Source organism: Mesorhizobium mediterraneum (assembly GCF_002284565.1).
Classification (GTDB): Bacteria; Pseudomonadota; Alphaproteobacteria; order Rhizobiales; family Rhizobiaceae; genus Mesorhizobium; species Mesorhizobium mediterraneum.
On sequence record NZ_NPKI01000011.1, the window covers coordinates 485,246 to 508,884 of the forward strand.

Sequence of the window (23,639 nt, forward strand, 5' to 3'; positions counted from 1 at the left end):
CTGCCGGCACAAAGCAAGAACAAAACATGCAAGGGATCGAGCGCATCGCGCGCTCGATCCCTTGAGGCGGAGGTCAGATCACGAACAGCCAGTTGGCGAGGAGCATCACCACGACGCCGGCGATCAGCGTCAAATAGGGTAGGATGCCCGCCTTTCTGACGGCGAGATCGGACGACGTCATGCCGAGATCAGCCAGCATGTGGTCGGGGAATTTGCCCTTGTCCTGGATGTAATGCCGGAAGCAGAACACTGGGATGATGAGGGCAGCCGTGATCAGCCCTGCCCACAGTGCCATCGGGTTCCAGATCTTTGCACCGGCGCCCATGAAGATCATGTTCACATAGGCAAGGATGGCGCCGAGGCCGAGCAGCCAGCTCGGTGCCTTCCACGGTCGCGCGATATGGCCGTTGTCGATGCGGTGGATCCATCCGGCATTGAGGTTGAGGAAGTTGAAGATGATGTATCCGCAATTCGACACGGCGAGGATGAAGAAGAAGCTGGTCGCATCGGCCGAAGCGATGGCCAGCACGAACAGATTGAAGATGAGGTCGGTCCACATCGCCCGCGTCGGGGCGCCATGCTCGTTGACGTGGCTGAGATAGCGCGGCAGCCAGCCATCGACCGAGCCCTGATAGAGCGTGCGCGAGGACCCCGCCATCGCCGTCATGATGCACAGCACCAGTGCCAGGATCATCAGCATCACCAGCAGGCTATGGATCAGCTGTCCGCCGCCGACCATTCCGGCCAAGGCATCGGCAACACCGGAGCCATCGACGATCGGGGTCGCCAGCATGCCGTTCAAGCCGAGCACGCCCTGGAAGGTGAACGGCACCAGGATGAACAGCAGCATGCACAGCAGGCCGGAATAGAAGATCGCCTTGAAGGTGTCGGTGCCGGGATTCTTGAACTCGGACGTGTAGCAGACGGCTGTCTCGAAACCGTAGGTCGACCAGGCGGCGATGAACATGCCGCCGAGAACGAGGGTCCATCCGGCGATGTTCCACGCGCCGGGCTCGGGCGCGTAGGCGGCAGCCAGCGGCACCAGCGGCGAAAAGTTCGCCCAGTCGATCTGGCCGGTGATGATTGGCACGACGCCGACGATCAGCATCGGGATGATGACGAACAGGCCGATATATTTCTGCACGTTGGCCGTGCCCAGGATGCCGCGATGCTGGATCGAGAAAATGATCAGCATCAGCACTGCGCCGATGAAGAAGGTTGCGTTGAAGGTGAAGGAGACCGGACCCAACGTGTGACCGTAGAGCGTCCAGTTGCGGATCGCCGGTGTGGCGGCCGCGCTCACCGCCGTGATGGCGTCGGCGGCACTCGTTCCGGCATGAGCCGCGATGTAGGCGGCGACTTCCGGCGAGGTGTCGGTAAACAGCGGCACCGGCGCCAGCGCGTTGAGGATGTAGGCGGCGGCGATCGAGCAGCCGAGCGACAGCACCGGCGACCAGGCGAACCAGTTGCACCACACCGAAAGCGGCGCGATGAACTTGGAATAACGAAGCCAGGCGGTGGCGCCATAAATCGAGGCGCCGCCGGACTTGTTCGGAAACAGGCCGGCGATCTCCGCATAGGTGAAGGATTGCAGGAAGCCCATGACCATGGACACCGTCCAGATCAGGAAGGCCAGCTTCCCGGTCGTGCCGGCAATGCCGCCGATCGAAAACAGCACAAGGGCGGGAACGCCGCTTGCCACCCAGAAGGCACCGCGCCAATCGATGTTCCGGTGCAACTTCCCTTCGGCAGCCGGCACCAAGGCAGAGACTATCGTGCTCATTTACGTGAATTCCCCATTTTTGATGTTCCCCATCGGCGACGGCCGACACCTCGCGATGCGTCACCGACGCACGCGTTGAACGACCTCAGGCGTTTTCCGCTCAGTAGTATTTTTTTCTTGGCAGTGAAGATTGATCCGTCACGCTTTCACGTCAAGCGTTTTTGTGAAGCTGTGCACAGCGCGCTTACGAAACACGCTCTTACCTTCTCCTGTTGAGGGAGAAGGTGGCCTCGCGAAGCGAGGTCGGGGGTGATTCAGCTTGGCACCGACAGCACTCCGCCCAACCCCCCTCTTCCGTCTCGGCGCTGCGAGCCGGTCCACCTTCTCTCCCCGGGGAGAAGGCAAGGGATGCTGCCGTCAGGAACGCGGTCTGGTCTTCTGCGGGTCGTAGTGGGCGAAGGCGACGACGCGCGCCGGCAGCCGCTTGCTGTGGCCGTCAAGCTTGCCGATCTCAACCTCGGTGCCGATGGCGGAATGGGTGACGTCAAGCCTGGCCAGCGCGATGTTCTTGTTCAGCACCGGCGAACGCGTGCTCGAAGTGACCTCGCCGATCTGGGCGCGGCCGACATGGACGCAATCGCCATGGCCGACCGCGACATTGGCGTCGATGTCGAGGCCGACCAGCTTCTTCTGCGGGTTTTCCTTGCGCCGGATCAGCGCCTCGCGGCCGATGAAATCGTCAGCCTTGGTCTTCAGCGGCACGGTGAAGCCGATGCCCGCCTCGAACGGATCGGTCTGGTCGGAAAATTCATAGCCGGCAAAGATCAACCCGGCCTCGATGCGCACCATGTCGAGCGCCTGTAGTCCCATCGGCTTCAAGCCATGTGGCTGGCCGGCCTCCCAGATGGCGTCGAACACCTTTTCGGCGTCGCGCGGATGGCACCAGATCTCGTAGCCGAGCTCGCCGGTGTAGCCGGTGCGCGAGACGACGACCGGAATGCCATTGCCGCCGCCGATGCGGGCAACGGCGAAGCGGAACCATTCGAGTTCCTCGATCGACGGCTGCAGCGGCGAGGTCCAGATGATCTCCTTGAGGATGTCGCGGCTCTTCGGCCCTTGCACCGCGACATTGTGCATCTGGTCGGTGGACGAGCGCACCAGCACGTTGAGGCCGAGGCTCATTGCCGTCTCGCGCAGCCATTCGCCGGAAAGATCGTCGCCGCCGACCCAGCGGAAATTGTCCTTGCCGAGCCTGAGCAGCGTGCCGTCGTCGATCATGCCGCCATGCTCGTAGCACATGGCGGAATAGACGACCTGGCCGACGCCGAGTTTCTTGACGTCGCGGGTGAGCGTGTATTGCAGCAGCGCTTCGGAATCCGGGCCGGTGACCTCGAACTTGCGCAGCGGCGACAGGTCCATGATCACGGCATCTTGTCGGCAGGCCCAGTACTCGTCGATAGGACCTTGCCTAGCGAAGGAGTTGGCCAGCCAATAGCCCCTATACTCGACGAAGTTGCGGGTGTGCTTGGCAAAGCTCGAATGAAAAGCGGTCTCGCGGGTCATTTTCGGTTCCGAATCGGGCGTCATGCGTCTGGCGATCGCTCGCGAGAATTTGTGCTGGCCGGAATAGGTCCGCACATGGATGTCGGTCAGGTTCCAGCCATTGGCCGGCGTGGTGTCGTCGGGGCAGGCGGACGATACGCAGACGATGTCGGTCAAGGCGCGCAGCAGCACATAGTCGCCCGGCCGCGACCACGGCTCGTCCGACACCATGACGCCATGCGCGTCGATCGCCGTGTTGAAGAAGAAGTTGATCGCCATCCAGCCGGCACGGGGGTTCACTCCCTTGTCCGACAGCGCACGGTTGAAATTCTCCGAGCAATTGGGGTGACCGGGATAGCCGATGTCGTCGTAATATTTGGCGGCGCAAGCGAGCGCGAACGCATCGTGCCGGCCGCAAGTATCATGCACCACTTCGACCAACGGCTCCATGTCCTGGTCGTAATATTTCGAATGCAGGCCGGGCATCGGATAGCTCGAGCCCATCAACGTGCGGGTCGTCGTCACGTCGAGCGGATGGTCGCGTCCATTGTCCAGCTTGCGCGCCGAAAAGCACTGGAAGTCCGTGCATTGGCGCCCGTCGACATCGATGATCTGCAGATAGTCGCCCGCCCTAACGAAGTAGGATTCCGCGGTCGCCGAATGGACGCGCAGATCGAGCACCGGATCGGCGAGCGGATCGCCCAATTGCGACTTCGCCGCCGGACGGATCGTGGCGCGGCGGACGATGACGCTAAGCGGCGTCGCCGTGTCATGGCCGTCGACCAGCATCGGCCCGCCCGGGGCGGCGATCAGCATCGACCCGTCGCGGGCGACGGCAAAACCCTGTTCGGTGCCGGCAGGGGCGGCGGCGCCGAAGACGCGGACCGCCTTCGCCTGATCAAGCTGCACCTGGCGTCGCTCCAGTCCCCGGCGCAAGGACGCGAGGCTGTCGTCGCCGTCGGCCAGCAGCGCCTTGATGCCGGCGGCGTTGCTGTTGGATTTCTCGCCGAAAATGCCGGCGTCGGTCACGCCGCTCTTGTCCCATGCCAGCAGCTCACAGGCCTGTCCGCCTTCGACGTTGCGCACGGTGATGGTGTCACCGGCCTCGATCTCGATGAGCACCGCGCCATTGCCTTGGACGGAATAGCGCTCCATGCCGGCCGGCAACGCGATCTGGCCGGGCCGCAGGATCAGGCTCGGCCGGGGCGGTCCGGCTGCGACGGCGGGGTAGGGCGACTGGCTCATCTCGACCCTGTGTCTTGAGAAACAAGTTTGCCTGTGTGTGAAATTATTTTAGCAGCAAGAATAGGCGGCAAGGCCGGATTTGGCAAGGTGAAGGTGGCACGCCTGCTCTTCCTTCTCCCCCTGTGGGAGAAGGTGGCCGAGCGAAGCTCGGTCGGATGAGGGGTGCTCCAGCTAGGCATTGCCGCACTCCGTCCAACACCCCTCATCCGTCTTGGCGCTACGCGCCAATCCACCTTCTCCCACAAGGGGAGAAGGGAAGAGGCAGGCGCTACCCCAATTCCTCTGAATACCCGATCTCGGCCCCATGCTCGGCGGCCGCGTCGAGCATCGTGTGCCACAGGCTTTCGGCGAAGGTTGCAAAAACCAGAAGGTTGAACACCGCCTGACCGTCCGGCCGGTCATAGCCACGCCAGAGATTGACGCTGGTATGGTCGATCGATGTCGCGGCGGCAGTGCCGGTCGGAAACGCCGCCGGGTGCAGATCGATCGACGACAGTTTCGCCAGCATGGCCCGCGCCTTGGCTCCCGAGACGCTGATCAGGACCCGCGCATGCGACTGGTCGGACAGCGATGCCGATTGCGAAAACGCCTCGCTCAAAATGTCGATCGCGTGCTTGCCGCCCTTCGATAGGACGAGGAACTGATCAGGTCCCGACCAGATGAGCGTCACGTCCGAAGCGCTGACCGCCTTCGGTACATTCGGAGCCGCCATGCCGAAACGGGCTTTGGCGGTGCGTGCCAGTTCCGCCCCTTTGCCGCGCCGCGCCATCACCTGGATCAGTTCGAAATTGCGGATCTCAGTGAGCGAAATGCCCGGTTCGACGTCACGCGCGCCATAGGCGCCCACGACAAGCGCGTGCTCCAGCGGACTGCGAGAAGCCCAGGAAAACTCAGCCACGCTGGCGCCCTCCATCCGGATCGTAGAAGACGGGATTGCACAGCTCGACGTCATAGTCTTCGCCGCGCAGCGGGTCATGCGCATGGACGATCTCGCCGATGCGTTCGCGGCCGCGTTCGACAAGCGCCAGCCCGATCCACTGGTCGAGCGTCGGTGAGAAGCAGACCGAGGTGACATAGCCCTGGTCGTTGGCGGAACCCGGTATCTCGCCCTTCGGAATGATATGCGCGCCGGCGCGCAGGCGGCGCGCTCTGTCCGTCGGCTTCATGCCGACCACGACCTGCCGGTCGGGAGCGACCAGCGCCTCGCGCCCGGCCATGACGCGGCCGATAAAATCCTTCTTGGTCGACATTATCTTGCCTAGGCCGAGATCGGCAGCGGTGGTGGTGCCGTTCAGCTCCGGTCCGGCGACATGGCCCTTTTCGATGCGCATGACGCCGAGCGCCTCGGTGCCGTAGGGCGTCACGCTGAACGGTTTGCCGGCTAGCATCAGGTTGCGCACAAGCGCGTCGCCATAGCGGGCCGGAACGGAGATCTCGAACGCCATCTCGCCGGAGAACGAGATGCGGAACAACCGTGCCCTGATGCCACCGCGAAGCGTCACTTCCCGCGCGCCCATGAACGGAAAGCCCTCGTTCGACAGATCCTCGGCCGGATCAACGATTTCCCGAAGCAGATCTCGGGTTTTCGGCCCGGCGATAGAGAATTGCGCCCACTGGTCGGAGACGGAGGTCAGCTGCACGTCGAGTTCAGGAAACAGCACCTGCCGGCAGAATTCGAGATGCTGCATCACCGGGCCGGCCTTGGCGGTGGTGGTGGTCAGGAAATAATGATCCTCGGCCAGCCGCGACGTGGTGCCGTCGTCATAGACGATGCCGTCCTCGCGCAGCATCAGCCCGTAGCGGGCTTTTCCCACGGCGAGACTGGAGAAGGTGTTGATATAGACGCGGTCGAGGAAGGCGCCGGCATCCGGGCCGTGCACATCGATCTTGCCGAGCGTCGAGACATCGCAGAAGCCGACGCCGCCGCGCACCGCCTTGACCTCGCGGGTGACCGATTCCAGCCAATCCTTTTCGCCGGCGCGTGGGTACCATTGCGCGCGCTTCCACAAGCCGGTGTCGACGAACACCGCGTCCTGTTCAGCTGCCCAGTGATGCGACGGCGTCAGTCTTGTCGCATGGAAGGTCTCGTCGCGATGATGGCCGGCAAAGGCGCCGATGGCGACCGGCACATAGGGCGGACGGTAGATCGTCGTGCCGGTCTCGGGAATGGATTTGCCTGACACCGCCGCCATGATGGCGAGGCCGGCGACGTTCGAGGTCTTGCCCTGGTCGGTGGCCATGCCGAGCGTCGTATAGCGTTTCAGATGCTCGACCGATTCAAAGCCTTCGCGCTGCGCCAGTTCGATGTCGGAAGCGGTGACGTCATGCTGGTAGTCGACAAAGGCTTTCCCTTTGCCGGCGACATGCCAGAGCGGGGTCAGCGAAAAAGCCTCGTCATCGGCGACGGGCGGCGTGCCGGCATTGCCGCTGTGTCCCGCGTTCAGTGCCGCTGCCGCACCCGCGGCAAATCCTTGGCGCAGGCAGGCGCCGAGGCCGAAGGCGCCATTGGCGGCACCGGCGGCCACCATGCCAGGAGGGGCGCCGTCCGGCACAAAGGCCGATATATCGTCATGCCATTTCGGCCGGCCGCGATGGTAGGAGGTCAGCCCGACCGCCGGATTCCAGCCGCCGGAGACGGCAAGCCCGTCGGCTTCGACCTCCGCACGGGCACCGCCGGTGAGCGCCACGGAGATTTTCCTCACACCGTCCTTGCCGCCTTCGACACCGGCGACCGAACCGTTCAACACCGGAAACTCGGCCTTGGCGGCAAGCGCGTGATGCGCGGCGGACACGTCCGGGCGTGCATCGACGACCGCTGCGATCTGCAATCCGGCGCCAAGTGCCGCCTCGACCGTCCGCCAGCCATCCGCATTGTTGGTGAACAGCGCGATCCTCTTCGCAGGGGTTGCCGCATAGCGCTCTACATAGGTCCGCATTGCCGAAGCCATCATCACGCCGGGCGTATCGTTTCCGGCAAAGACGATCGGCCGTTCGATGGCGCCGGCGGCAACAATCGAGCGCTTTGCCACGATCCGCCACAGCCGCTGGCGGACCTGGTGTTCGGGCGGGGAGGGCAGGTGGTCGTTGACCCGCTCGATCGCGCCATAGGTGCCGCCATCATAGACGCCGAACAGCGTCGTGCGGCTCATTATGCGGACATCGGGCAGCGTCGTGAGCTCGGCCAGCGTGCGCGAAATCCATTCGGCCGCCGTCATGCCGTCGATCGTGCCGCCATCGGCAAGCAGGCGGCCGCCAAGCGCAAAATCTTCCTCGCACAGGATGACGCGGGCGCCGCTGCGCCCGGCGGCAAGCGCTGCCGCCAGCCCGGCCGGGCCGGAACCGGCGATCAGAACGTCGCAATACGCCCAGGCCTTGTCGTAATGGTCGGGATCGGCGACGCCAGCTGCGCGGCCAAGACCGGCGGCGCGGCGGATTGCCGGCTCGTAGATCGCTTCCCAGAATTTTGCCGGCCACATGAAGGTCTTGTAGTAAAAGCCGGCAACGAAGATCGGCGCGAACAGCTGGTTCACCGCCATCAGATCGTGGCGCAGCGACGGCCAGCGGTTCTGGCTGGCGGCTTCGAGACCATCGTAAAGCTCGGCCGTGGTCGCTTTGGTGTTTGGCTCGCGGCGCGCCCCCGTTCGCAGCTCGACCAAGGCGTTGGGCTCTTCCGAGCCAGCGGTCAGGATGCCGCGCGGCCGGTGGTATTTGAACGAGCGGCCGACCAGCTTGACGCCATTGGCAATCAGCGCCGAGGCAAGCGTGTCACCCTCGAAGCCGGCAAGGGTTTTGCCGTCGAAGCGAAAATTCAACGGTGCCGAACGATCGATAAGGCCGCCGCTCTCCAGCCGGTGTGTCTGTGCGCGACTGACCATCAGGCCCCAACCTTGGCGGCGCCGGCGCCTGCCGCCGGCTCGACCGACGAAATCTCGTGTGTCAGCGTGTTGCGGGTGATCTTCAGCCAGGCCCGGCAGCCGCCGCCATGATACCAATGCTCGGTCGTCTCGCCGGCAATGTTGTCGCGCAGATAGACGTAGTCGAAGACGTCGTCCTCCGAGGCGCCGGCCGCCGGACGCACCGGCTTGGCGTCGCCGAGATAGGTGAACTCGCCGAGTTCGCGTTCGCCGCAGAAGGGACAGACAATACGCATGTTTTCTGGACCGTCCTCAGTGCAGGTTCGGTTGGGCGCCGACGCCCTTTTCATCGATCATCGCGCCGCGCCGGAACCGGTCGAGGCGGAATCGCGCCGCCTCCTTGTGCGGTTCGTCGCGGGCCAGAAGATGGGCAAAGACAAGACCGGAGCCGGGCGTCGCCTTGAAGCCGCCATAGCACCAGCCGGCGTTGAGATAGAGTCCGTCCACCGGCGTCTTGTCGATGATCGGCGAGCCGTCCATCGACATGTCCATGATGCCACCCCATTGCCGCAACAGGCGCACGCGACCGATCATCGGCATGAGCGCCATGCCGCCCTCGCACACGTCTTCCATGACTGGCATGTTGCCGCGCTGGGCATAGGAATTGTAGCCGTCGATGTCGCCGCCGAAGACCAGCCCGCCCTTGTCGGACTGGCTGACGTAGAAATGGCCGGCGCCGAAGGTCATGACGTTGGGGATCAGCGGCTTGATCGCCTCGGAAACGAAGGCCTGCAGCACATGGCTTTCGATCGGCAGGCGCAGGCCCGCCATCGCCGCGACGCGCGACGAACTGCCGGCAACGGCCATGCCGACCTTGCCGGCGCCGATCTTGCCGCGTGTCGTCTCGACCCCGGTCACCTTGCCGTTGGCGTCGCGCGAAAAACCTGTCACCTCGCAATTCTGGATGATGTCGACGCCGAGTGTACTCGCCGCATGGGCGTAGCCCCAGACCACGGCATCGTGGCGTGCCGTGCCGCCGCGCCGCTGCAGCAGCCCGCCTTGCACGGGAAAGCGCGCATTGTCGAAGTTTAGGAACGGCATCATCTTCTTGACCGCCGCCAGGTCGAGGAGTTCGGCGTCGATGCCGTTGATGCGCATGGTGTTGCCGCGCCGCGCATAGGCGTCGCGCTGCGCGTCGGAATGATAGAGGTTGATGACACCGCGCTGGCTGACCATCGTGTTGTAGTTGAGGTCCTGCTCCATGCGCTCCCACAGCTTCATCGACAGCTCGTAGAAGCCGGTATTGCCGGGCAGCCCGTAATTGGAGCGGATGATGGTGGTGTTGCGACCGGCATTGCCGGAGCCGATCCAGCCCTTTTCCAGCACGGCGACATTCCTGATGCCGTACTCGCTGGCCAGGAACCATGCCGTCGCCAGGCCGTGGCCGCCGCCGCCGATGATCACCACGTCGTAGTGATCCTTCGGGCTGGCGTCGCGCCAGGTGCGCTGCCAATTCTTGTGGCCGGAAAGTGCGGCGCGGGCGAGGGAGAAGATCGAGTGTCTCATAAATCTATTCCGAGGTCGCTCGCGCCACGCAGGGCCTTTTTCTTGACGCATCGGAATCATCCGAAAACCGCTTCACACTTTTCAGTCCGATGCTCTAGATATCCAGCGTGTGGTCACGCTCCCACTGGGTGAAGTGGGAAGCATAGGAATTCCATTCCTGGTGCTTGAGCTTTAGGTAAGCCGACGAGAATTCCTCACCCAGCGCCGCCTTGAGCGATTTGTCATTGTCGAACTCGCGCAATGCATCGAGCAGGTTGAGCGGCAGCTTCGGCGCGCCCTCCACCGTGTGTCCGAACTGGTACATGTCGATGTCGTAGCGCCTGCCGGGATCGGCCTTCGAGCGGATGCCGTCGAGGCCGGCGGCGATGATGACGGCCTGCAGCAGATAAGGGTTAGCCGCGCCGTCGGGCAAGCGCAGCTCGAAGCGGCCGGGGCCGGGCACGCGCACCATGTGGGTGCGGTTGTTGCCGGTCCAGGTCACCGAGTTGGGCGCCCAGGTCGCGCCCGAAATGGTGCGCGGCGCGTTGATGCGCTTGTAGGAATTGACCGTCGGGTTGGTGATCGCGGCAAGTGCCGAGGCATGCTTCATGATGCCGCCAAGGAAATTCTTGCCCTTCGCCGACAGGCCGAGTTCCATGGCATTGTCGGCAAAGACATTGGTCTTGCCGTCCTTGTCCCACACCGAAATGTGCGCGTGACAGCCATTGCCGGTCAGGCCGGGGAATGGTTTTGGCATGAAGGTGGCGCGCAGGCCGTGCTTTTCGGCAACGGACCTCACCATGAACTTGAAGAAGGAATGCTTGTCGGCGGTCGCCAGCGCATCGTCGAAAGCCCAGTTCATCTCGAACTGGCCGTTAGCGTCCTCATGGTCGTTCTGGTAGGCGCCCCAGCCGAGCGCCAGCATGTGGTCGCAGATCTCGGCGATGACATCGTAGCGGCGCATCACCGCCTGCTGGTCGTAGCAGGGCTTCGACGCCGTGTCGTATTCGTCGGAGATCGTCTTGCCGTCCGGCGAGATCAGGAAGAACTCAGCCTCGACGCCGGTCTTGACATGCATGCCGTCGCCGGCTGCCTCGGCAATCAGCCGCTTCAGCGTGTTGCGCGGCGCCTGGGCGACCGATTTGTCGTCCATGATGCAGTTGGCGGCGACCCAGGCGACCTCCGGCTTCCACGGCAACTGGATAACCGAATCCGGATCCGGCACCGCCAGCATGTCGGGATGCGCCGGCGTCAGGTCGAGCCAGGTGGCAAAGCCGGCAAAGCCGGCACCGTCCTTCTGCATGTCGGCGATGGCCTGCGCCGGCACCAGCTTGGCGCGCTGGCCGCCGAACAGGTCGGTGTAGGATATCATGAAATATTTGACGCCGTTCTCTTTGGCGAATGCGGCGAGATCGTTCCCCATTATAGTTCCTCGCTTATGGAATTTTGGTGGCCTGATTGTCTTAGAAGCCGTTCTTCCCCGGTATCCAGTTGGTGCCGGCCAGCGGCACGCCGGCCATGGCGGCGGCTTCGATCGTGAGCGCGACGAGATCCTCGGGCTCGAGATTGTGCAGGCTGTTCTTGCCGCACGCACGGGCAATGGTCTGCGCCTCCAACGTCATCACCTTCAGGTAATTCGCCAATCGCCGTCCGGCGGCGATCGGGTCGACCCGCTTCATCAGCTCGGGGTCCTGCGTGGTGATGCCAGCCGGATCGCGTCCCTCATGCCAGTCGTCATAGGCGCCGGCTGTGGTGCCAAGCTCGTTGTAGTCCGCCTCCCAGCGCGGGTCGTTGTCGCCGAGCGCGACAAGTGCTGCGGTGCCGATCGACACCGCGTCGACGCCGAGCGCCAGCGCCTTGGCGACATCGGCGCCGTTGCGGATGCCGCCAGAGACGATCAGCTGCACCTTGCGGTGCATGCCGAGATCCTGCAGCGCCTGCACCGCCGGCCTGATGCAGGCAAGCGTCGGCTGGCCGACATTCTCGATGAACACTTCCTGGGTTGCGGCGGTGCCGCCCTGCATGCCGTCGATCACGACGACATCTGCGCCTGACTTCACTGCAAGGGCTGTATCGTAGTAGGGCCGCGCGCCGCCGACCTTGACGTAGATCGGCTTTTCCCAGTCGGTGATTTCGCGCAGCTCCAGGATCTTGATCTCGAGATCGTCCGGCCCGGTCCAGTCGGGATGGCGCGAGGCCGAGCGCTGGTCGATGCCCTTCGGCAGCGTGCGCATTTCGGCAACCCGGTCGGAGATCTTCTGGCCAAGCAGCATGCCGCCGCCGCCGGGCTTGGCACCCTGGCCGACGACGATCTCGATCGCATCGGCCCGGCGCAAATCGCGCGGGTTCATGCCGTAACGCGAAGGCAGATATTGATAGACCAGCGTCTGCGAGTGGCCGCGCTCTTCCTCGGTCATGCCGCCGTCGCCGGTGGTCGTCGAGGTGCCGGACAGCGTCGCGCCGCGGCCCAAGGCCTCTTTTGCCGGGCCGGACAGCGACCCGAAACTCATGCCGGCGATGGTGATCGGGATTTTCAGCTCGATCGGCTTCTTGGCATGGCGCGAGCCCAGCACGACACTGGTGTCGCAGCGCTCGCGATAGCCTTCGAGCGGATAACGCGAGATCGAGGCGCCGAGGAACAGCAGGTCGTCGAAATGCGGCAGCTTGCGCTTGGCGCCGGCGCCGCGGATGTCATAGATGCCGGTCGCCGCCGCGCGGCGGATCTCGGAGAGCGTGTAGTCGTCGAAGGTCGCGGATTTGCGCGGCGTCGTCGGCGGGTTGCGATAGGTCATGCTGCCTCAATACGCGTCGGCGTTGTCGATGTTGAAATTGTAGAGCGTGCGCGCCGAGCCGTAACGCTTGAACTCCGCCGCTTTGACGCCGGTCACCCCTGCGCGGTCGAGCAGGCCCTGCAGCAACTCCAGGTGCTCGGGCCGCATCTCCTTGGCGATGCAGTCGGCGCCGAGGCTTTCGACCTTGCCGCGCACGAACAGCCGCGCCTCGTAGATGGAATCGCCGAGTGCGTCACCGGCATCGCCCAGCACCACCAGATTGCCGGACTGCGCCATGAAGGCCGACATGTGGCCGATATTGCCCTGAACGACGATGTCGATGCCCTTCATCGAAATGCCGCAGCGCGACGACGCATTGCCCTCGATGACCAGAAGCCCGCCCTTGCCGGTGGCGCCGGCATATTGGCTGGCATCGCCTTTGACTGTTATCGAGCCCGACATCATGTTTTCGCCGACGCCCGGTCCGGCCGAGCCATGCACTGTGATGCTGCTGCCGTCGTTCATGCCACCGCAATAATAGCCGACGCTGCCGCGGACATCGATGGTGATCGGCTGGTCGACGCCGACGGCGACCGAATGGCTGCCTTTCGGATGAAGCACCTCCCAGGCGGTCTCGTTCGAACCGGGGGTCAAATTGTGAAGCGCCTGATTGAGCTCGCGCAACGGCATTTCGCTGAGGTCGAAGACCCGTGACGCATGGCTCTGGTCGAGTGCTTTGGAGACGTTGATTGCCGGCATGGACTCAGTGCTCCCAGAAATAGACGGTTGCGGGCTCGGGTTCCCAGACCCTCGCATTGTCTATGCCGGGCAGTTTGGTGAGCGCGCGATATTCCGAGCCGAAGGCGACATACTGGTCGGTTTCGGCCATGACGGCAGGCTTGCAGGCGATCGGATCGCGCACCACGCCGAAGCCGTTTTTGGTGCCGACGACGAAGGTGAAGAAGCCGTCGAGGTCGCTCAGCGTGCCTTCCAGTGCTTCGCCGAGATTCTTGCCATGTGCCATCTGTGAGGAGAGATAGGCGGCCGCGACCTCCGTGTCGTTCTCGGTCTCGAATTTCATCCCTTCGCGGATCAGCTCGCGGCGGACATTGTTGTGATTGGACAGCGAACCATTGTGCACAAGGCACTGGTCGGCGCCGGTCGAGAACGGATGCGCGCCCATCGTCGTCACCGCAGATTCCGTCGCCATGCGGGTATGGCCGATGCCGTGCGTGCCGGTCATGCTGCGCACGTCGAAACGATCGACAACCGCCTCCGGCAAGCCGACTTCCTTGTAGATCTCGACAACATCGCCGGCGCCCATGATGCGGATATCAGGGCGAAGCGTCTGGATGGCCTCGCGCGCTTCATCGATCTTGACGGGCGTGGTCCTGACGACTGCATGGGTCGACTTCACCGCAATGCTGACTGGGGCTCCGATGGCCTTGGCCAGTTCGGCGTCGAGACCGCGGAAGTCACGCTCCGGCTTTGCCGACTGGATGGTGATCTTAGCCTCATTGCCTGTTGGCGCGCCGTAGATGGCGATGCCGGCACTGTCGGGGCCGCGATCGCTGAGCGAGATCAGCATCTGCGACAGCATCGAGCCGAGCTGGGGCTCGAGCGACTTGTCCTTCAAAAACAGTCCGACGATTCCGCACATGTCAGGCTCCCGAGGTGAGGTATGATTAGGTGCTACCAGCTTCATGAGTCGAATTCAACTCGCATGAAAGTTTTTTTCATGTTGGACAAGTCGTCTGGCGCAAATGACGCGCCAGACGACCCGATGACGACTTAATGGCGGTCGATCGCCTTTCTCGTTTCCTCTCCGGTGCGATCCGCAGCCATATCGGCTTCGATTTCAGCGCTCTCGTGGCGCGTCTGGAGGACGTGCCAACCGATCCAGAAGACGAGGCCGATGATCACCATCACGACTTCGGAACCCTGAAACGGGTAGATCGCGCCGACGTCCTTGAGGTCCACGGCCCAGCTTTCCATTCCATTAGTAGACATTGCGGTTCTCCTTGTCCGTTGACTATTTGATCATGGCCTTTTCGGCGGTTCCCACTTCGCGGACCGACGCCTCGAAAGCATGGTTGAGGGCAAAGTCGACGCCCTCGAGTTCCACCTTCGCCGGCACGCGCAGGAGGTTCATGCTGTTGAGGATCTTGCAGACTACAAAGGTTGGGACGAAACCGAGCACGAACATCAGCACCGCACCAGCGAAATTGCCGAGCGGGTTGATATGCGCGAAGCCCTCGTAGGGCGAGGATGGCTGTCCCCACAGCATGAAGCCCGCCACCACGACCCCGAGGAATCCGCCATAACCATGCACGGCAACAGCGCCCACCGCATCGTCGATCTTGAAGCGGCGCTCGACGAAATAGTGCAGCTTGTAGCAGATGGTCGGGATGATCGCGCCGATCAGCAGTGCCTGGATCGGGTGATAGAGGTCGTTGCCGGCCGAGGTTGAGATAACGCCGCAAAGTCCCATGGAGAATGTCCAGAAAGGATCGCCTTTCGAGACGATGTAGCCGGCCAGCATCCCGCCCGATAGCGACATCAGGAAGTTGAAGGTGATCGCCGAGAGCGTGGTCGGCGCGAGATAGATGTTGGTTGCCGTCCAGGTTTCGCCGGTGATCTGGCCGGCAATCGTGGCCGGGCTGATCAACGGAATGTTGCACGCGGCATAGAAGCCCCAGAAGCCGGTGAAGATCAGGAACAGGCCGATCGTGACCAGCCAAACATTGTGGGGCGGGATGTCGCGTGCAGTGCCGTCGGGCCTGAACTTGCCGATGCGCGGACCAAGCACGATGAGAAAGGCGAGCGCCGCTCCGCCCGCGATTGCGTGCACGACCCCCGATGCATACGCATCATGATAGCCCCAGAGCTTCACCATCCAGCCTTGCGGATGCCAGCCCCAGGATGCGTCGAGAATCCACAGGACCGAACCGACCAGCACCGCGACGATCCAGAACGCCCCCGAGCGAGCACGTTCTATGATCGAACCCGAGATGATCGACGCCGTCGTAATGGAGAACAGCAGGAAGGCGCCCCAGAACACGCCATTGAGGCGATGCCACAGCGCGGCGTCGGTAGGCGTGACCCCCGTCTCGCCCGGATTGACTCCGGAGAGGTGGGTGCCCATCAGCGGATTCCATGGTTCGGCAAATGGTGCGGTGACAAGTCCGCCCGCGATGCCCGGCCCGTTGGGGAAGCCGAAATAGATCCACCAGCCGAAAAAATAGAAGGTGATCGTGACGAGCGGGATCGCCATCGCGTTCTTCATGAGCGTTTTCAGGTGATTGCGCCGACGCGACACGCCGACCTCGTACATGCAGAACCCGACATGGATGAGGAACATCATGACGATGGTCACCCAGTAATAGAACTCCGTGAAAATGGTCGTCAGAGCGTTGAGATTCCCTTCCATTTCATGTCCCCTCCGTTTAGTTACGTTCCTTGCCTCTCAGTAAAACTTTTTGCATCTTAGTATTGCGCGCTTTTGGAGTTTTGAGTCAATATGGCGCGGACCGCCGCATGGGCCTCAGTGCCCTGCAGTGGCGAAACGTCGGCAATCATGTTGAGGAGAAGCAAGTCCATGACGGCATCCTGGAGATTTTCGACCTTGGCGGATCGCCATCGCGCGCTCGGTTCGAAGCTCGAAGACTGGAGCGGGATGGGCACCGCCTGGACCTACGACAAGGACGCCGACGAGGAATACATCGCCATCCGCACCAAAGCCGGGCTGATGGACGTGTCGGGCCTGAAGAAGGTCCACATCACCGGGCCGCATGCCTCGCATCTGATCGACCTGGCGACGACGCGCGACGTCGAGAAAATATATCCTGGCAAGTCGGCCTATGCCTGCATGCTCAACGAGGCGGGAAAATTCACCGACGACTGCATCCTCTACCGCACCGGTCCGAATGCCTGGATGGTCGTGCATGGTTCGGGCACCGGCCATGAGGAGTTGCAACGCGCCGCGATGGGCCGCGATGTCTCGCTGCGCTTCGACGACAATCTGCACGACCTTTCGCTGCAGGGGCCGACAGCCGTCGACTATCTGGCAAAGCATGTCCCCGGCATTCGCGACCTCGCCTATTTCCATCACATGCAGACCCGGCTGTTCGGATTTCCGGTGATGATCTCGCGCACCGGCTACACCGGCGAACGCGGCTACGAGATCTTCTGCCGCGGCCAGGATGCCGGCACGATCTGGGACACCATTCTCGACGAGGGCAAGAGCGCCGGCATCATTCCGTGCCGGTTCACCACGCTCGATATGCTGCGCGTCGAGAGCTATCTCTTGTTCTACCCCTACGACAATTCGCAGAAATATCCGTTCGAGAACGAAGGCCCCGGCGATACGCTGTGGGAACTCGGCCTCGATTTCACCGTCAGCCCCGGCAAGACAGGCTTTCGCGGCGCCGAGGAGCACTACCGCCTCAAGGGCAGGGAGCGCTTCAAGATCTTCGGCGTGCTGCTCGAAGGCAAGGAGCCGGCCGACGAGGGCGCGCCGGTCTATCGCGACGGCAAAAAGGTCGGCGTGGTGACCTGCGCCATGTATTCGCCGCTGGTCAAGAAATCGATGGGCATCGCCCGGCTCGACGTCGACTGCGCCGTCCAGGGCACCAGGCTCGAGATCTGCAACAAGAGCGGCGCCATCAGCGCGACGGCTGAGCCGCTTCCGTTCGATGATCCGAAGAAGACCAAGCGCACGGCGAAAGGCTGAGGCATACTGAGAGGATGGCAGCGAAAAGCATCATCAGCCGGCCGGTCTATGCGACCCTGTCTCCCCAACCCGGCAAGCACCATCTTTTCGTGGCGGATGCAGAAGGTGCGCTGGCGATAACGGATCTGGCACCCAAGGTGCCCGATGGTTTCTTTGCCGATGCGCACATCATCTTCATCCCCGGCAATGAGGGCAAGCATGTCGCCGCCCTTGAGGCGCTGAAGCCGGCGCAACTCTACCAGGGACCTTCCTTTGCCAGCGCCTTGCCGCGGCTGAAGCAGACCCTTGCCAACGCCCACATGGGCCTGCGCCTCTATCTCGCCGGCACCGAGGGGCTAATCGGCCAAGCCATGCAGGCGGCGCTCGAAGCCGGTATCGACCATACCTCGATCCAGACCGAGCACCGCGGCTCGCTGGCGCGCCGCATGCAGTGCGTTCACTGCAAGGGCATCACCGAGAACGTCACGACGCAGCCGGCAACCTGTTCGCATTGCGGCCTGCTTCTTCTGGTACGCGATCACTATTCCAGGCGCCTCGCGGCATTCCAGGGCGTCTGCATCAATGCGGAAGACCGCAGCGAAATTCCTCCGGCGGAGGAGATCTTTCGATGAGCACCGGCACTACCAAGCTTGACGTCGTGGTGAGCGATGTCGTTCCGGTCAACGAATTGGTGACGCGCTTCCATTTCCGCAGGCGTGACGGGCAGCTGCTGCCGACGTTCTCCGGCGGCGCCCATGTCGTCGTCGAAATGCGCGACGGCGAGCGGACCAGGCTCAATCCCTATTCGCTGATGGGCTCGCCGCTCGATACGCGCGAATACACGATCTCGGTGCGCCGCGACGATGTCGGCCGCGGCGGCTCGCTGTTCATGCACAGGAATGTCAGGCCCGGCATGGAGATGGTGATCAGCTATCCGGTCAATCTGTTCTCGCTCGATTTGCGCGCCAGGAAGCATCTGATGCTGGCGGGAGGCATCGGCATCACGCCGTTCATGGCGCAGACCGCGCAGCTGGCGGCGGATGGCGGCAATTTCGAGCTGCACTACACCTGCCGCACCGCCTCGCTCGGCACCTATGCCGATGTGCTCAGAGAGCGTTACGACCGCCGGGTCAGGCTCTACCACGACGACCGCGACGAGCGCATCGAGCTAGATCGGCTGCTGTCGTCGCAGCCGCTCGGCACGCATCTCTATGTCTGCGGTCCGTCCGGCATGATCGACTGGGTGCGCGACCGTGCCGCCGCGCTCGGCTGGCCGGCGGAAACCGTGCATTTCGAGCATTTCGCAGCCCCCCAGCCCGGCGCCCCATTCGACGTGACGCTGGCTGTCAGCGGCAAGACGATCCGCGTCGGCGAGCAGCAGAGCCTGCTTGAGGCGGTCGAGGCCGCCGGCGTCGATCCGCCCTATCTCTGCCGCGGCGGCGTCTGCGGCCAGTGCGAAACCAACGTCATTTCTTCAGACGGCAAATTCATTCACAACGACCACTGGCTGAGCGAGGAAGAGCATCGTTGCGGCAAGAAGATCATGCCCTGCGTCTCGCGCTTCGAGGGCAGGTCGCTGGTTCTGGAAAGATAGGAGGCGAGCCTGGGCATCACCTTTCGCAAGGAAACGTTCCGCGACGACTTCACCTTCAAGAACAGCCCGGAGCACATCAGGCGGTTTCCGTTCCCGTTCCACGAAGACAGCTACATGTATGCGGTCAACATCGAGCCTCATGTTCTGGGGCCGAAGGGCAGCGTGCTCGAAAACCTGATCGACGTCGACGAGCACTATGTCGCCGAGATGCAGGACCGCGCGCTGGTGCTCGCCGAGGACCCGCTGCGCTGTCAGTCGCTGCCGCACATGACGCTGGCCGGCTGGGACCTGCTCGAACTTCTGATGGAACAGCAGGCGCTGGGCTATCCCGAGCATTTCACGCTGACGCGCGACGGTGACCGCTGGCGCTGGATCAACCGGCCGCTCGGCATAGACGACACCTTCACCTTTGGCGACGTGTCGACACTGCCCTATGGGCCGATGGAATACATCACGCGCCAGAGCCAGGGCGATTTCTGCATCCTCGACCAGCGCGACGGCAATCTGTGGATGGACGCCGGCATGGTCACCACCCAGGCCGACTGGTCGCTGGATTTCGATATCGGCATGAACTTCTTCGAATGGCACGCGCCAGTGCCGCTGGCGCATGAGAAGGGCATATTCGTCCGGGCGCTGAAGTTCCTTACCAACATCCAGCAAGGCAAGCCGGCGCGCCGCCTGAACTGGACGATGACCGTCAATCCGCGCCTCGACACCAGTCCGGAAAATTATCACAAATGGGGACCGGACCGGACGACGGTGACGCCCGAAAACGTCGGCGACAAGGTCCATCTGCGCGTCGAATTGCAGAGCTTCTGGCGGCTGCCGCGCTCGAACGGCATCGTCTTCCCGATCCGCTGTTATCTGATCAAGATGGACGAGCTAGTGACGCAGCCGAAATGGGCAAGGCGCCTGCATCGCGTCATCCGCGACCTGCCCGAGGAACTCGTCAATTACAAAGGCCTGACGCGCTATCGGCCGACGCTGCTCGAGTGGCTGTCGAAGCTGGATGATGGCAGCCCGACGTCAGCAGGCTTCGGGCCGGACTGACTGCTGCCGTCGCCGAAGCTGCCAATCTCCCCCACGAGGGGGGAGATCGAACTCTCACCCCGCACTACTTTGCGGATAGCAAATGATCGAGAGATAGCGCATCGGCAGTTGCGTCAGCACTTCCGGTCCGTGCGGCGCATCCGCGTCGAAGAACAGGCTGTCGCCGGGCTTCATTGGGTAGAGATTGCTGCCGTGCCGGTAAACGACCTCGCCCTCGAGCATGTAGAGAAACTCCATGCCTTCATGCTGGAAGGTCGGAAACACATCGGAATCCTCGGTCAGCGTGATCAGATAGGGCTCGACGACAACGCCGCTGGTGTTCGAGCCGATATGGCCGAGCAGATTATACTGGTGGCCGGCGCGCGTGCCGCGGCGCTCGACATCGAGCCCTTCGCCGGCCTTGACGAAGACGGCGCTGCGCTCTTCCTCGAAGCGGCGAAAGAAAGCGGTGACCGGAACGCCGAGCGCTCGTGACAGCGCCTGCAATGTCGTCAGCGACGGCGAGGTGATGCCGTTTTCGATCTTCGACAGCATGCCAAGCGAAATGTCGGTGGCAGCCGCAAGATCGGCGACGGTGATGCCGAGTTTTTTGCGAAACGCCCGCACCTCGCGGCCGATCGCCACCTCCAGGACTTTTTCGCGGATATCGCGAACGGCGTGCGGGTCCTGGGTCAGTGGCGTCCGGATCGTTGCCACGCCCTTCGGCGATGGCTTGGTCTTGGCGGGGGCTGCCCCATTCCTGAAATTGGAAGCTTTCTTCGCCATGTCGCCACCCCGGGGTTTTGCGGATTTATTTCACTCACGGTGAACATATTCGGTGCCGATACAGGAGCGCAACCGCCACACAACGATCCACGATCGATTTGTTTGTTTTCCAATACCCACGACGATCAGGTTTCGCTGAAATCCGGCCCGGCGAAAACGAGGTTTCGCAACAAGGCCTGTTGACAGCATCGAAGGGGCAATTACTGTCCTGTCAGTGAAATTTGTTTCGTTAGAGAAATGAGATCGGGAGGCCCGCAATGAAAAGTCGTGTTGCCGTCATTGGGGCCGGACCTTCCGGCATGGCCCAGCTTCGAGCCTTCAAGTCGGCTGCCGACAAGGGCGCGGACATCCCGGAAATCGTCTGCTTCGAAAAGCAGTCCGACTGGGGCGGCCTGTGGAATTACACCTGGCGCACCGGCCTCGATGAGCATGGCGACCCGGTGCATGGCTCGATGTACCGTTACCTCTGGTCGAACGGACCGAAGGAATGCCTCGAATTCGCCGACTATACGTTCGAGGAGCATTTCGGCCGGCCGATCGGCTCCTATCCGCCGCGCGCCGTGCTGTGGGACTACATCAAGGGCCGCGTCGAAAAATCCGGCGTGCGCAAATGGGTGCGCTTCAACAGCCCGGTGCGCATGGTGACCTTCTCCGACGCGACGAAAAAGTTCACCGTCACCGCGCATGACCGCGCCAACGACATCACCTATTCGGAGGAGTTCGACAACGTCGTCGTTGCCTCCGGGCATTTTTCCGTGCCCAACGTCCCCTATTTCGAGGGCTTCTCGAGCTTCAATGGCCGCATCCTGCACAGCCACGATTTCCGCGACGCCATGGAATTCAAGGGCAAAGACATATTGATCATCGGCCGCTCCTATTCGGCCGAGGATATTGGCTCGCAATGCTACAAATACGGCGCGAAATCGATCACCTCCAGCTACCGCTCGAAGCCGATGGGCTTCAAATGGCCGGAGAATTGGAAGGAAGTGCCGCTGCTGCAGAAGGTCATCGGCAAGACCGCGCATTTCAAGGGCGGCAGCACGAGGGATGTCGACGCCATCATCCTGTGCACCGGCTACCTGCACGCCTTCCCGTTCCTCACCGAGGATCTGAAGCTCAAGACCGCCAACCGCATGTGGCCGGACGGGCTCTACGAGGGCGTCGTCTGGGAGAAGAACCCGCGGCTGTCCTATATCGGCATGCAGGACCAGTTCTACACCTTCAACATGTTCGACGCGCAGGCCTGGTTCGCCCGCGATGTCATCATGGGCCGCATCAAGCTGCCTTCGGCCGAGGCGATGGCGGAACACGGCAGGAAGTGGCGGGCGCGCGAGGAAACGCTGGAAGACGCCGAGCAGATGATCTGGTTCCAGGGCGACTACACCAAGGAGCTGATGGAGCAGACCGACTATCCCGGCTTCGACGTCGAGGCTGTCAACCAGACCTTCATGGAGTGGGAGCACCACAAGGTGGAAGACATTATGAGCTTCCGCGACCACGCCTACCGCTCGCTGATGACCGGCACGATGGCGCCGCTGCACCATACGCCGTGGCTGCAGGCGATGGACGATTCGATGGAGAGCTATCTGGAGGTGAAAGGGGTGGCGGCGGAATAGCGACTTCCTCGCGGGGTCGGACTGCATGACAGCCTGCCAGCTTGCAACCCATCGAACCGTCAAATCCTCTATGCAGAGGGTCTAGTTAAGGCGCTTCGCGTTTGGATGGATTTATGCGACGCGCTTTAAGTTCTTTTTATGCATGTCGTTACCGCAAACCCGCTGCGCACTTTTGCGCGACATGCATTACTTGCTGCGGGCCTCGCGCACGTCTTTCGTCGCCTCAATGATCCGCTCGAGCAAGGCATGGAGATCGTCGCGGTGGCCGCTGCGGCCTGCGGGGCCGTCTTCATCGGATGTCATGACCACGGTCAGCGCGCGCCCGGGCACAACATAGACCATCTGCCCGCCATACCCCCACCCGTAGAAGACCGCTTCGCCCGCGATCTGACGGATGAACCAACCATAGCCATAACCGTCACCGGTGAAACGGGAGGCGGTGCGTGGCTGCCAGGAGAGCTTGATCCAATCGGCCGGCACGAGCTGCCGCCCGCCGCGGCTCATCCCGCCGCTGCGGTAGAGCTCGCCAAAGGCGAGCAGCGAGCGCGGGCTCATGGCCATCTGGTTGCCGCCGAGATAGATGCCCTGTGGGTCCCGGTCCCAGGCGGCGACGGAAAAGCCCTCCTGCGGCCCCAGCCATTCGCGTGCCAGTTCCAGCGTTGAGCGGCCGGTCCGGCGCGTCAGGATCGCCGAAAGGAGATGGGTCGAGCCGGTGGAATAGAGCATGGTACCGCCCGGTTCGTCGTCGAAGGGCATGGCGAGCGCTGCCCGCACCCAGTTGTCGCTTGCCACCCAGCGCCCGTAGTTTGGGCCGGAGGTCCGACCCAGCCCTGCTTGCATGGAAAGCAGATGACCGATCGTAACCTGCTGGAGCCGCGGATCCACGTCGGCGGGCAGGTCGGCCTGAAGAAGCGGAGCGATCTTCTGGTCAATGCCTTGGAGCATGCCCTTGTCGATGGCGATGCCGACGAGTGCGGAGATGATCGACTTGGAGGCGGATTTTATGTTTGCCGGACGTGCCGGAGAGTGGCCGCGATAGCCACGTTCCGCCACCACCGCGCCCTCATGCGCGATGGCAACCGTGCGCAGCGGCGTCAGGCGCTCGGCCTCATCAAAGAGCTTTTCAAGCCGCTCCTCCAGGCCATCCGCACCGTGAGCAGCGACGGAAAGGATGAGGAGGAAAGCTAGAATCACTGTGGGGCGCTTCAGCATGGAGCCAGCTT

19 protein-coding genes are annotated in these 23,639 nt (G+C 62.8%); 5 read left to right on the top strand and 14 right to left on the bottom strand.

Annotated elements, in window-relative coordinates; translation table 11 throughout:
* Nucleotides 1-73: 73 nt before the first annotated feature.
* The 12 genes from CIT25_RS07400 to CIT25_RS07455 all read right to left on the bottom strand — a co-directional run bounded on the left by CIT25_RS07400 (nucleotide 74) and on the right by CIT25_RS07455 (nucleotide 16,110).
* Entirely contained in the window at nucleotides 74-1,783 is a 1,710-nt protein-coding gene (locus CIT25_RS07400; RefSeq protein WP_095483881.1) for a trimethylamine N-oxide permease, read from the bottom strand.
* Between the two features lie 357 nt (nucleotides 1,784-2,140).
* Complete coding sequence (locus CIT25_RS07405) at nucleotides 2,141-4,510, bottom strand: trimethylamine N-oxide demethylase (RefSeq protein ID WP_095483882.1); 2,370 nt, start codon at nucleotides 4,508-4,510, stop codon at nucleotides 2,141-2,143.
* 268 nt (nucleotides 4,511-4,778) lie between these two features.
* Nucleotides 4,779-5,408: a sarcosine oxidase subunit gamma gene (locus tag CIT25_RS07410; RefSeq protein WP_095484017.1), complete on the bottom strand. Its 630-nt coding sequence runs from the start codon at nucleotides 5,406-5,408 to the stop codon at nucleotides 4,779-4,781.
* Nucleotides 5,401-8,385 (bottom strand): sarcosine oxidase subunit alpha, encoded by a 2,985-nt coding sequence (locus tag CIT25_RS07415; RefSeq protein WP_095483883.1) that lies wholly within the window; start codon nucleotides 8,383-8,385, stop codon nucleotides 5,401-5,403. Before CIT25_RS07415 ends, CIT25_RS07410 begins: the two co-directional genes overlap by 8 nt.
* Nucleotides 8,385-8,660, bottom strand: a complete 276-nt coding sequence (locus CIT25_RS07420) for a sarcosine oxidase subunit delta (protein ID WP_095483884.1) — start codon at nucleotides 8,658-8,660, stop codon at nucleotides 8,385-8,387. The genes CIT25_RS07415 and CIT25_RS07420 overlap by 1 nt, the downstream gene beginning before the upstream one ends.
* A gap of 16 nt (nucleotides 8,661-8,676) precedes the next feature.
* Entirely contained in the window at nucleotides 8,677-9,930 is a 1,254-nt protein-coding gene (locus tag CIT25_RS07425) for a sarcosine oxidase subunit beta family protein (RefSeq protein WP_095483885.1), read from the bottom strand.
* 94 nt (nucleotides 9,931-10,024) lie between these two features.
* Entirely contained in the window at nucleotides 10,025-11,332 is a 1,308-nt protein-coding gene (gene glnT / locus CIT25_RS07430) for a type III glutamate--ammonia ligase (RefSeq protein ID WP_095483886.1), read from the bottom strand.
* A gap of 40 nt (nucleotides 11,333-11,372) precedes the next feature.
* Entirely contained in the window at nucleotides 11,373-12,701 is a 1,329-nt protein-coding gene (locus CIT25_RS07435; RefSeq protein WP_095483887.1) for an FMN-binding glutamate synthase family protein, read from the bottom strand.
* Nucleotides 12,702-12,707: 6 nt separating this feature from the next.
* Nucleotides 12,708-13,439 (bottom strand): GltB/FmdC/FwdC-like GXGXG domain-containing protein, encoded by a 732-nt coding sequence (locus CIT25_RS07440; RefSeq protein WP_095483888.1) that lies wholly within the window; start codon nucleotides 13,437-13,439, stop codon nucleotides 12,708-12,710.
* Between the two features lie 4 nt (nucleotides 13,440-13,443).
* Entirely contained in the window at nucleotides 13,444-14,340 is an 897-nt protein-coding gene (locus tag CIT25_RS07445) for a class II glutamine amidotransferase (RefSeq protein WP_095483889.1), read from the bottom strand.
* A 131-nt stretch (nucleotides 14,341-14,471) separates the two neighbouring features.
* A complete protein-coding gene (locus tag CIT25_RS07450; protein ID WP_245329784.1) occupies nucleotides 14,472-14,660 on the bottom strand; it encodes a hypothetical protein in 189 nt (62 codons plus the stop codon).
* Nucleotides 14,661-14,712: 52 nt separating this feature from the next.
* Nucleotides 14,713-16,110, bottom strand: coding sequence for an ammonium transporter (locus tag CIT25_RS07455; protein ID WP_095483891.1), 1,398 nt, complete (start codon nucleotides 16,108-16,110; stop codon nucleotides 14,713-14,715).
* A gap of 168 nt (nucleotides 16,111-16,278) precedes the next feature.
* Between CIT25_RS07455 and CIT25_RS07460 the strand changes: the two genes are divergently transcribed.
* The 4 genes from CIT25_RS07460 to CIT25_RS07475 are packed head-to-tail and all read left to right on the top strand — an operon-like array spanning nucleotide 16,279 to nucleotide 20,035.
* Nucleotides 16,279-17,412 carry an aminomethyl transferase family protein gene (locus CIT25_RS07460; protein ID WP_095483892.1) on the top strand — a complete coding sequence of 378 codons (1,134 nt, stop codon included), beginning with the start codon at nucleotides 16,279-16,281 and terminating at the stop codon, nucleotides 17,410-17,412.
* Nucleotides 17,413-17,426: 14 nt separating this feature from the next.
* The gene (locus CIT25_RS07465) at nucleotides 17,427-18,023 is read left to right on the top strand and encodes a dimethylamine monooxygenase subunit DmmA family protein (protein ID WP_095483893.1); all 597 of its coding nucleotides are present in this window, start codon (nucleotides 17,427-17,429) and stop codon (nucleotides 18,021-18,023) included.
* Complete coding sequence (locus CIT25_RS07470; protein ID WP_095483894.1) at nucleotides 18,020-18,985, top strand: PDR/VanB family oxidoreductase; 966 nt, start codon at nucleotides 18,020-18,022, stop codon at nucleotides 18,983-18,985. Before CIT25_RS07465 ends, CIT25_RS07470 begins: the two co-directional genes overlap by 4 nt.
* Nucleotides 18,986-18,994: 9 nt before the next feature.
* Nucleotides 18,995-20,035, top strand: coding sequence for a heme-dependent oxidative N-demethylase family protein (locus CIT25_RS07475; RefSeq protein ID WP_095483895.1), 1,041 nt, complete (start codon nucleotides 18,995-18,997; stop codon nucleotides 20,033-20,035).
* Between the two features lie 54 nt (nucleotides 20,036-20,089).
* On the opposite strand, the gene CIT25_RS07480 is transcribed toward CIT25_RS07475, so the two are convergent.
* Nucleotides 20,090-20,800, bottom strand: coding sequence for a helix-turn-helix domain-containing protein (locus CIT25_RS07480; protein WP_095483896.1), 711 nt, complete (start codon nucleotides 20,798-20,800; stop codon nucleotides 20,090-20,092).
* Between the two features lie 257 nt (nucleotides 20,801-21,057).
* Between CIT25_RS07480 and CIT25_RS07485 the strand changes: the two genes are divergently transcribed.
* Nucleotides 21,058-22,416, top strand: coding sequence for an NAD(P)-binding domain-containing protein (locus CIT25_RS07485; RefSeq protein ID WP_095483897.1), 1,359 nt, complete (start codon nucleotides 21,058-21,060; stop codon nucleotides 22,414-22,416).
* 186 nt (nucleotides 22,417-22,602) lie between these two features.
* Here the strand turns inward: CIT25_RS07485 and CIT25_RS07490 are convergent, their stop codons facing one another.
* Nucleotides 22,603-23,628, bottom strand: a complete 1,026-nt coding sequence (locus tag CIT25_RS07490; protein WP_095483898.1) for a serine hydrolase domain-containing protein — start codon at nucleotides 23,626-23,628, stop codon at nucleotides 22,603-22,605.
* Nucleotides 23,629-23,639: the final 11 nt, after the last annotated feature.

Bases quoted from the DNA above. Each gene is read 5' to 3' on its own strand.
- CIT25_RS07400 (WP_095483881.1), bottom strand. From the start codon at position 1,783: ATGAGCACGATAGTCTCTGCCTTGGTGCCGGCTGCCGAAGGGAAGTTG.
- CIT25_RS07405 (WP_095483882.1), bottom strand. From the start codon at position 4,510: ATGAGCCAGTCGCCCTACCCCGCCGTCGCAGCCGGACCGCCCCGGCCG.
- CIT25_RS07415 (WP_095483883.1), bottom strand. From the start codon at position 8,385: ATGGTCAGTCGCGCACAGACACACCGGCTGGAGAGCGGCGGCCTTATC.
- CIT25_RS07420 (WP_095483884.1), bottom strand. From the start codon at position 8,660: ATGCGTATTGTCTGTCCCTTCTGCGGCGAACGCGAACTCGGCGAGTTC.
- CIT25_RS07425 (WP_095483885.1), bottom strand. From the start codon at position 9,930: ATGAGACACTCGATCTTCTCCCTCGCCCGCGCCGCACTTTCCGGCCAC.
- glnT (WP_095483886.1), bottom strand. From the start codon at position 11,332: ATGGGGAACGATCTCGCCGCATTCGCCAAAGAGAACGGCGTCAAATAT.
- CIT25_RS07435 (WP_095483887.1), bottom strand. From the start codon at position 12,701: ATGACCTATCGCAACCCGCCGACGACGCCGCGCAAATCCGCGACCTTC.
- CIT25_RS07440 (WP_095483888.1), bottom strand. From the start codon at position 13,439: ATGCCGGCAATCAACGTCTCCAAAGCACTCGACCAGAGCCATGCGTCA.
- CIT25_RS07445 (WP_095483889.1), bottom strand. From the start codon at position 14,340: ATGTGCGGAATCGTCGGACTGTTTTTGAAGGACAAGTCGCTCGAGCCC.
- CIT25_RS07455 (WP_095483891.1), bottom strand. From the start codon at position 16,110: ATGGAAGGGAATCTCAACGCTCTGACGACCATTTTCACGGAGTTCTAT.
- CIT25_RS07460 (WP_095483892.1), top strand. From the start codon at position 16,279: ATGACGGCATCCTGGAGATTTTCGACCTTGGCGGATCGCCATCGCGCG.
- CIT25_RS07465 (WP_095483893.1), top strand. From the start codon at position 17,427: ATGGCAGCGAAAAGCATCATCAGCCGGCCGGTCTATGCGACCCTGTCT.
- CIT25_RS07470 (WP_095483894.1), top strand. From the start codon at position 18,020: ATGAGCACCGGCACTACCAAGCTTGACGTCGTGGTGAGCGATGTCGTT.
- CIT25_RS07480 (WP_095483896.1), bottom strand. From the start codon at position 20,800: ATGGCGAAGAAAGCTTCCAATTTCAGGAATGGGGCAGCCCCCGCCAAG.
- CIT25_RS07485 (WP_095483897.1), top strand. From the start codon at position 21,058: ATGAAAAGTCGTGTTGCCGTCATTGGGGCCGGACCTTCCGGCATGGCC.
- CIT25_RS07490 (WP_095483898.1), bottom strand. From the start codon at position 23,628: ATGCTGAAGCGCCCCACAGTGATTCTAGCTTTCCTCCTCATCCTTTCC.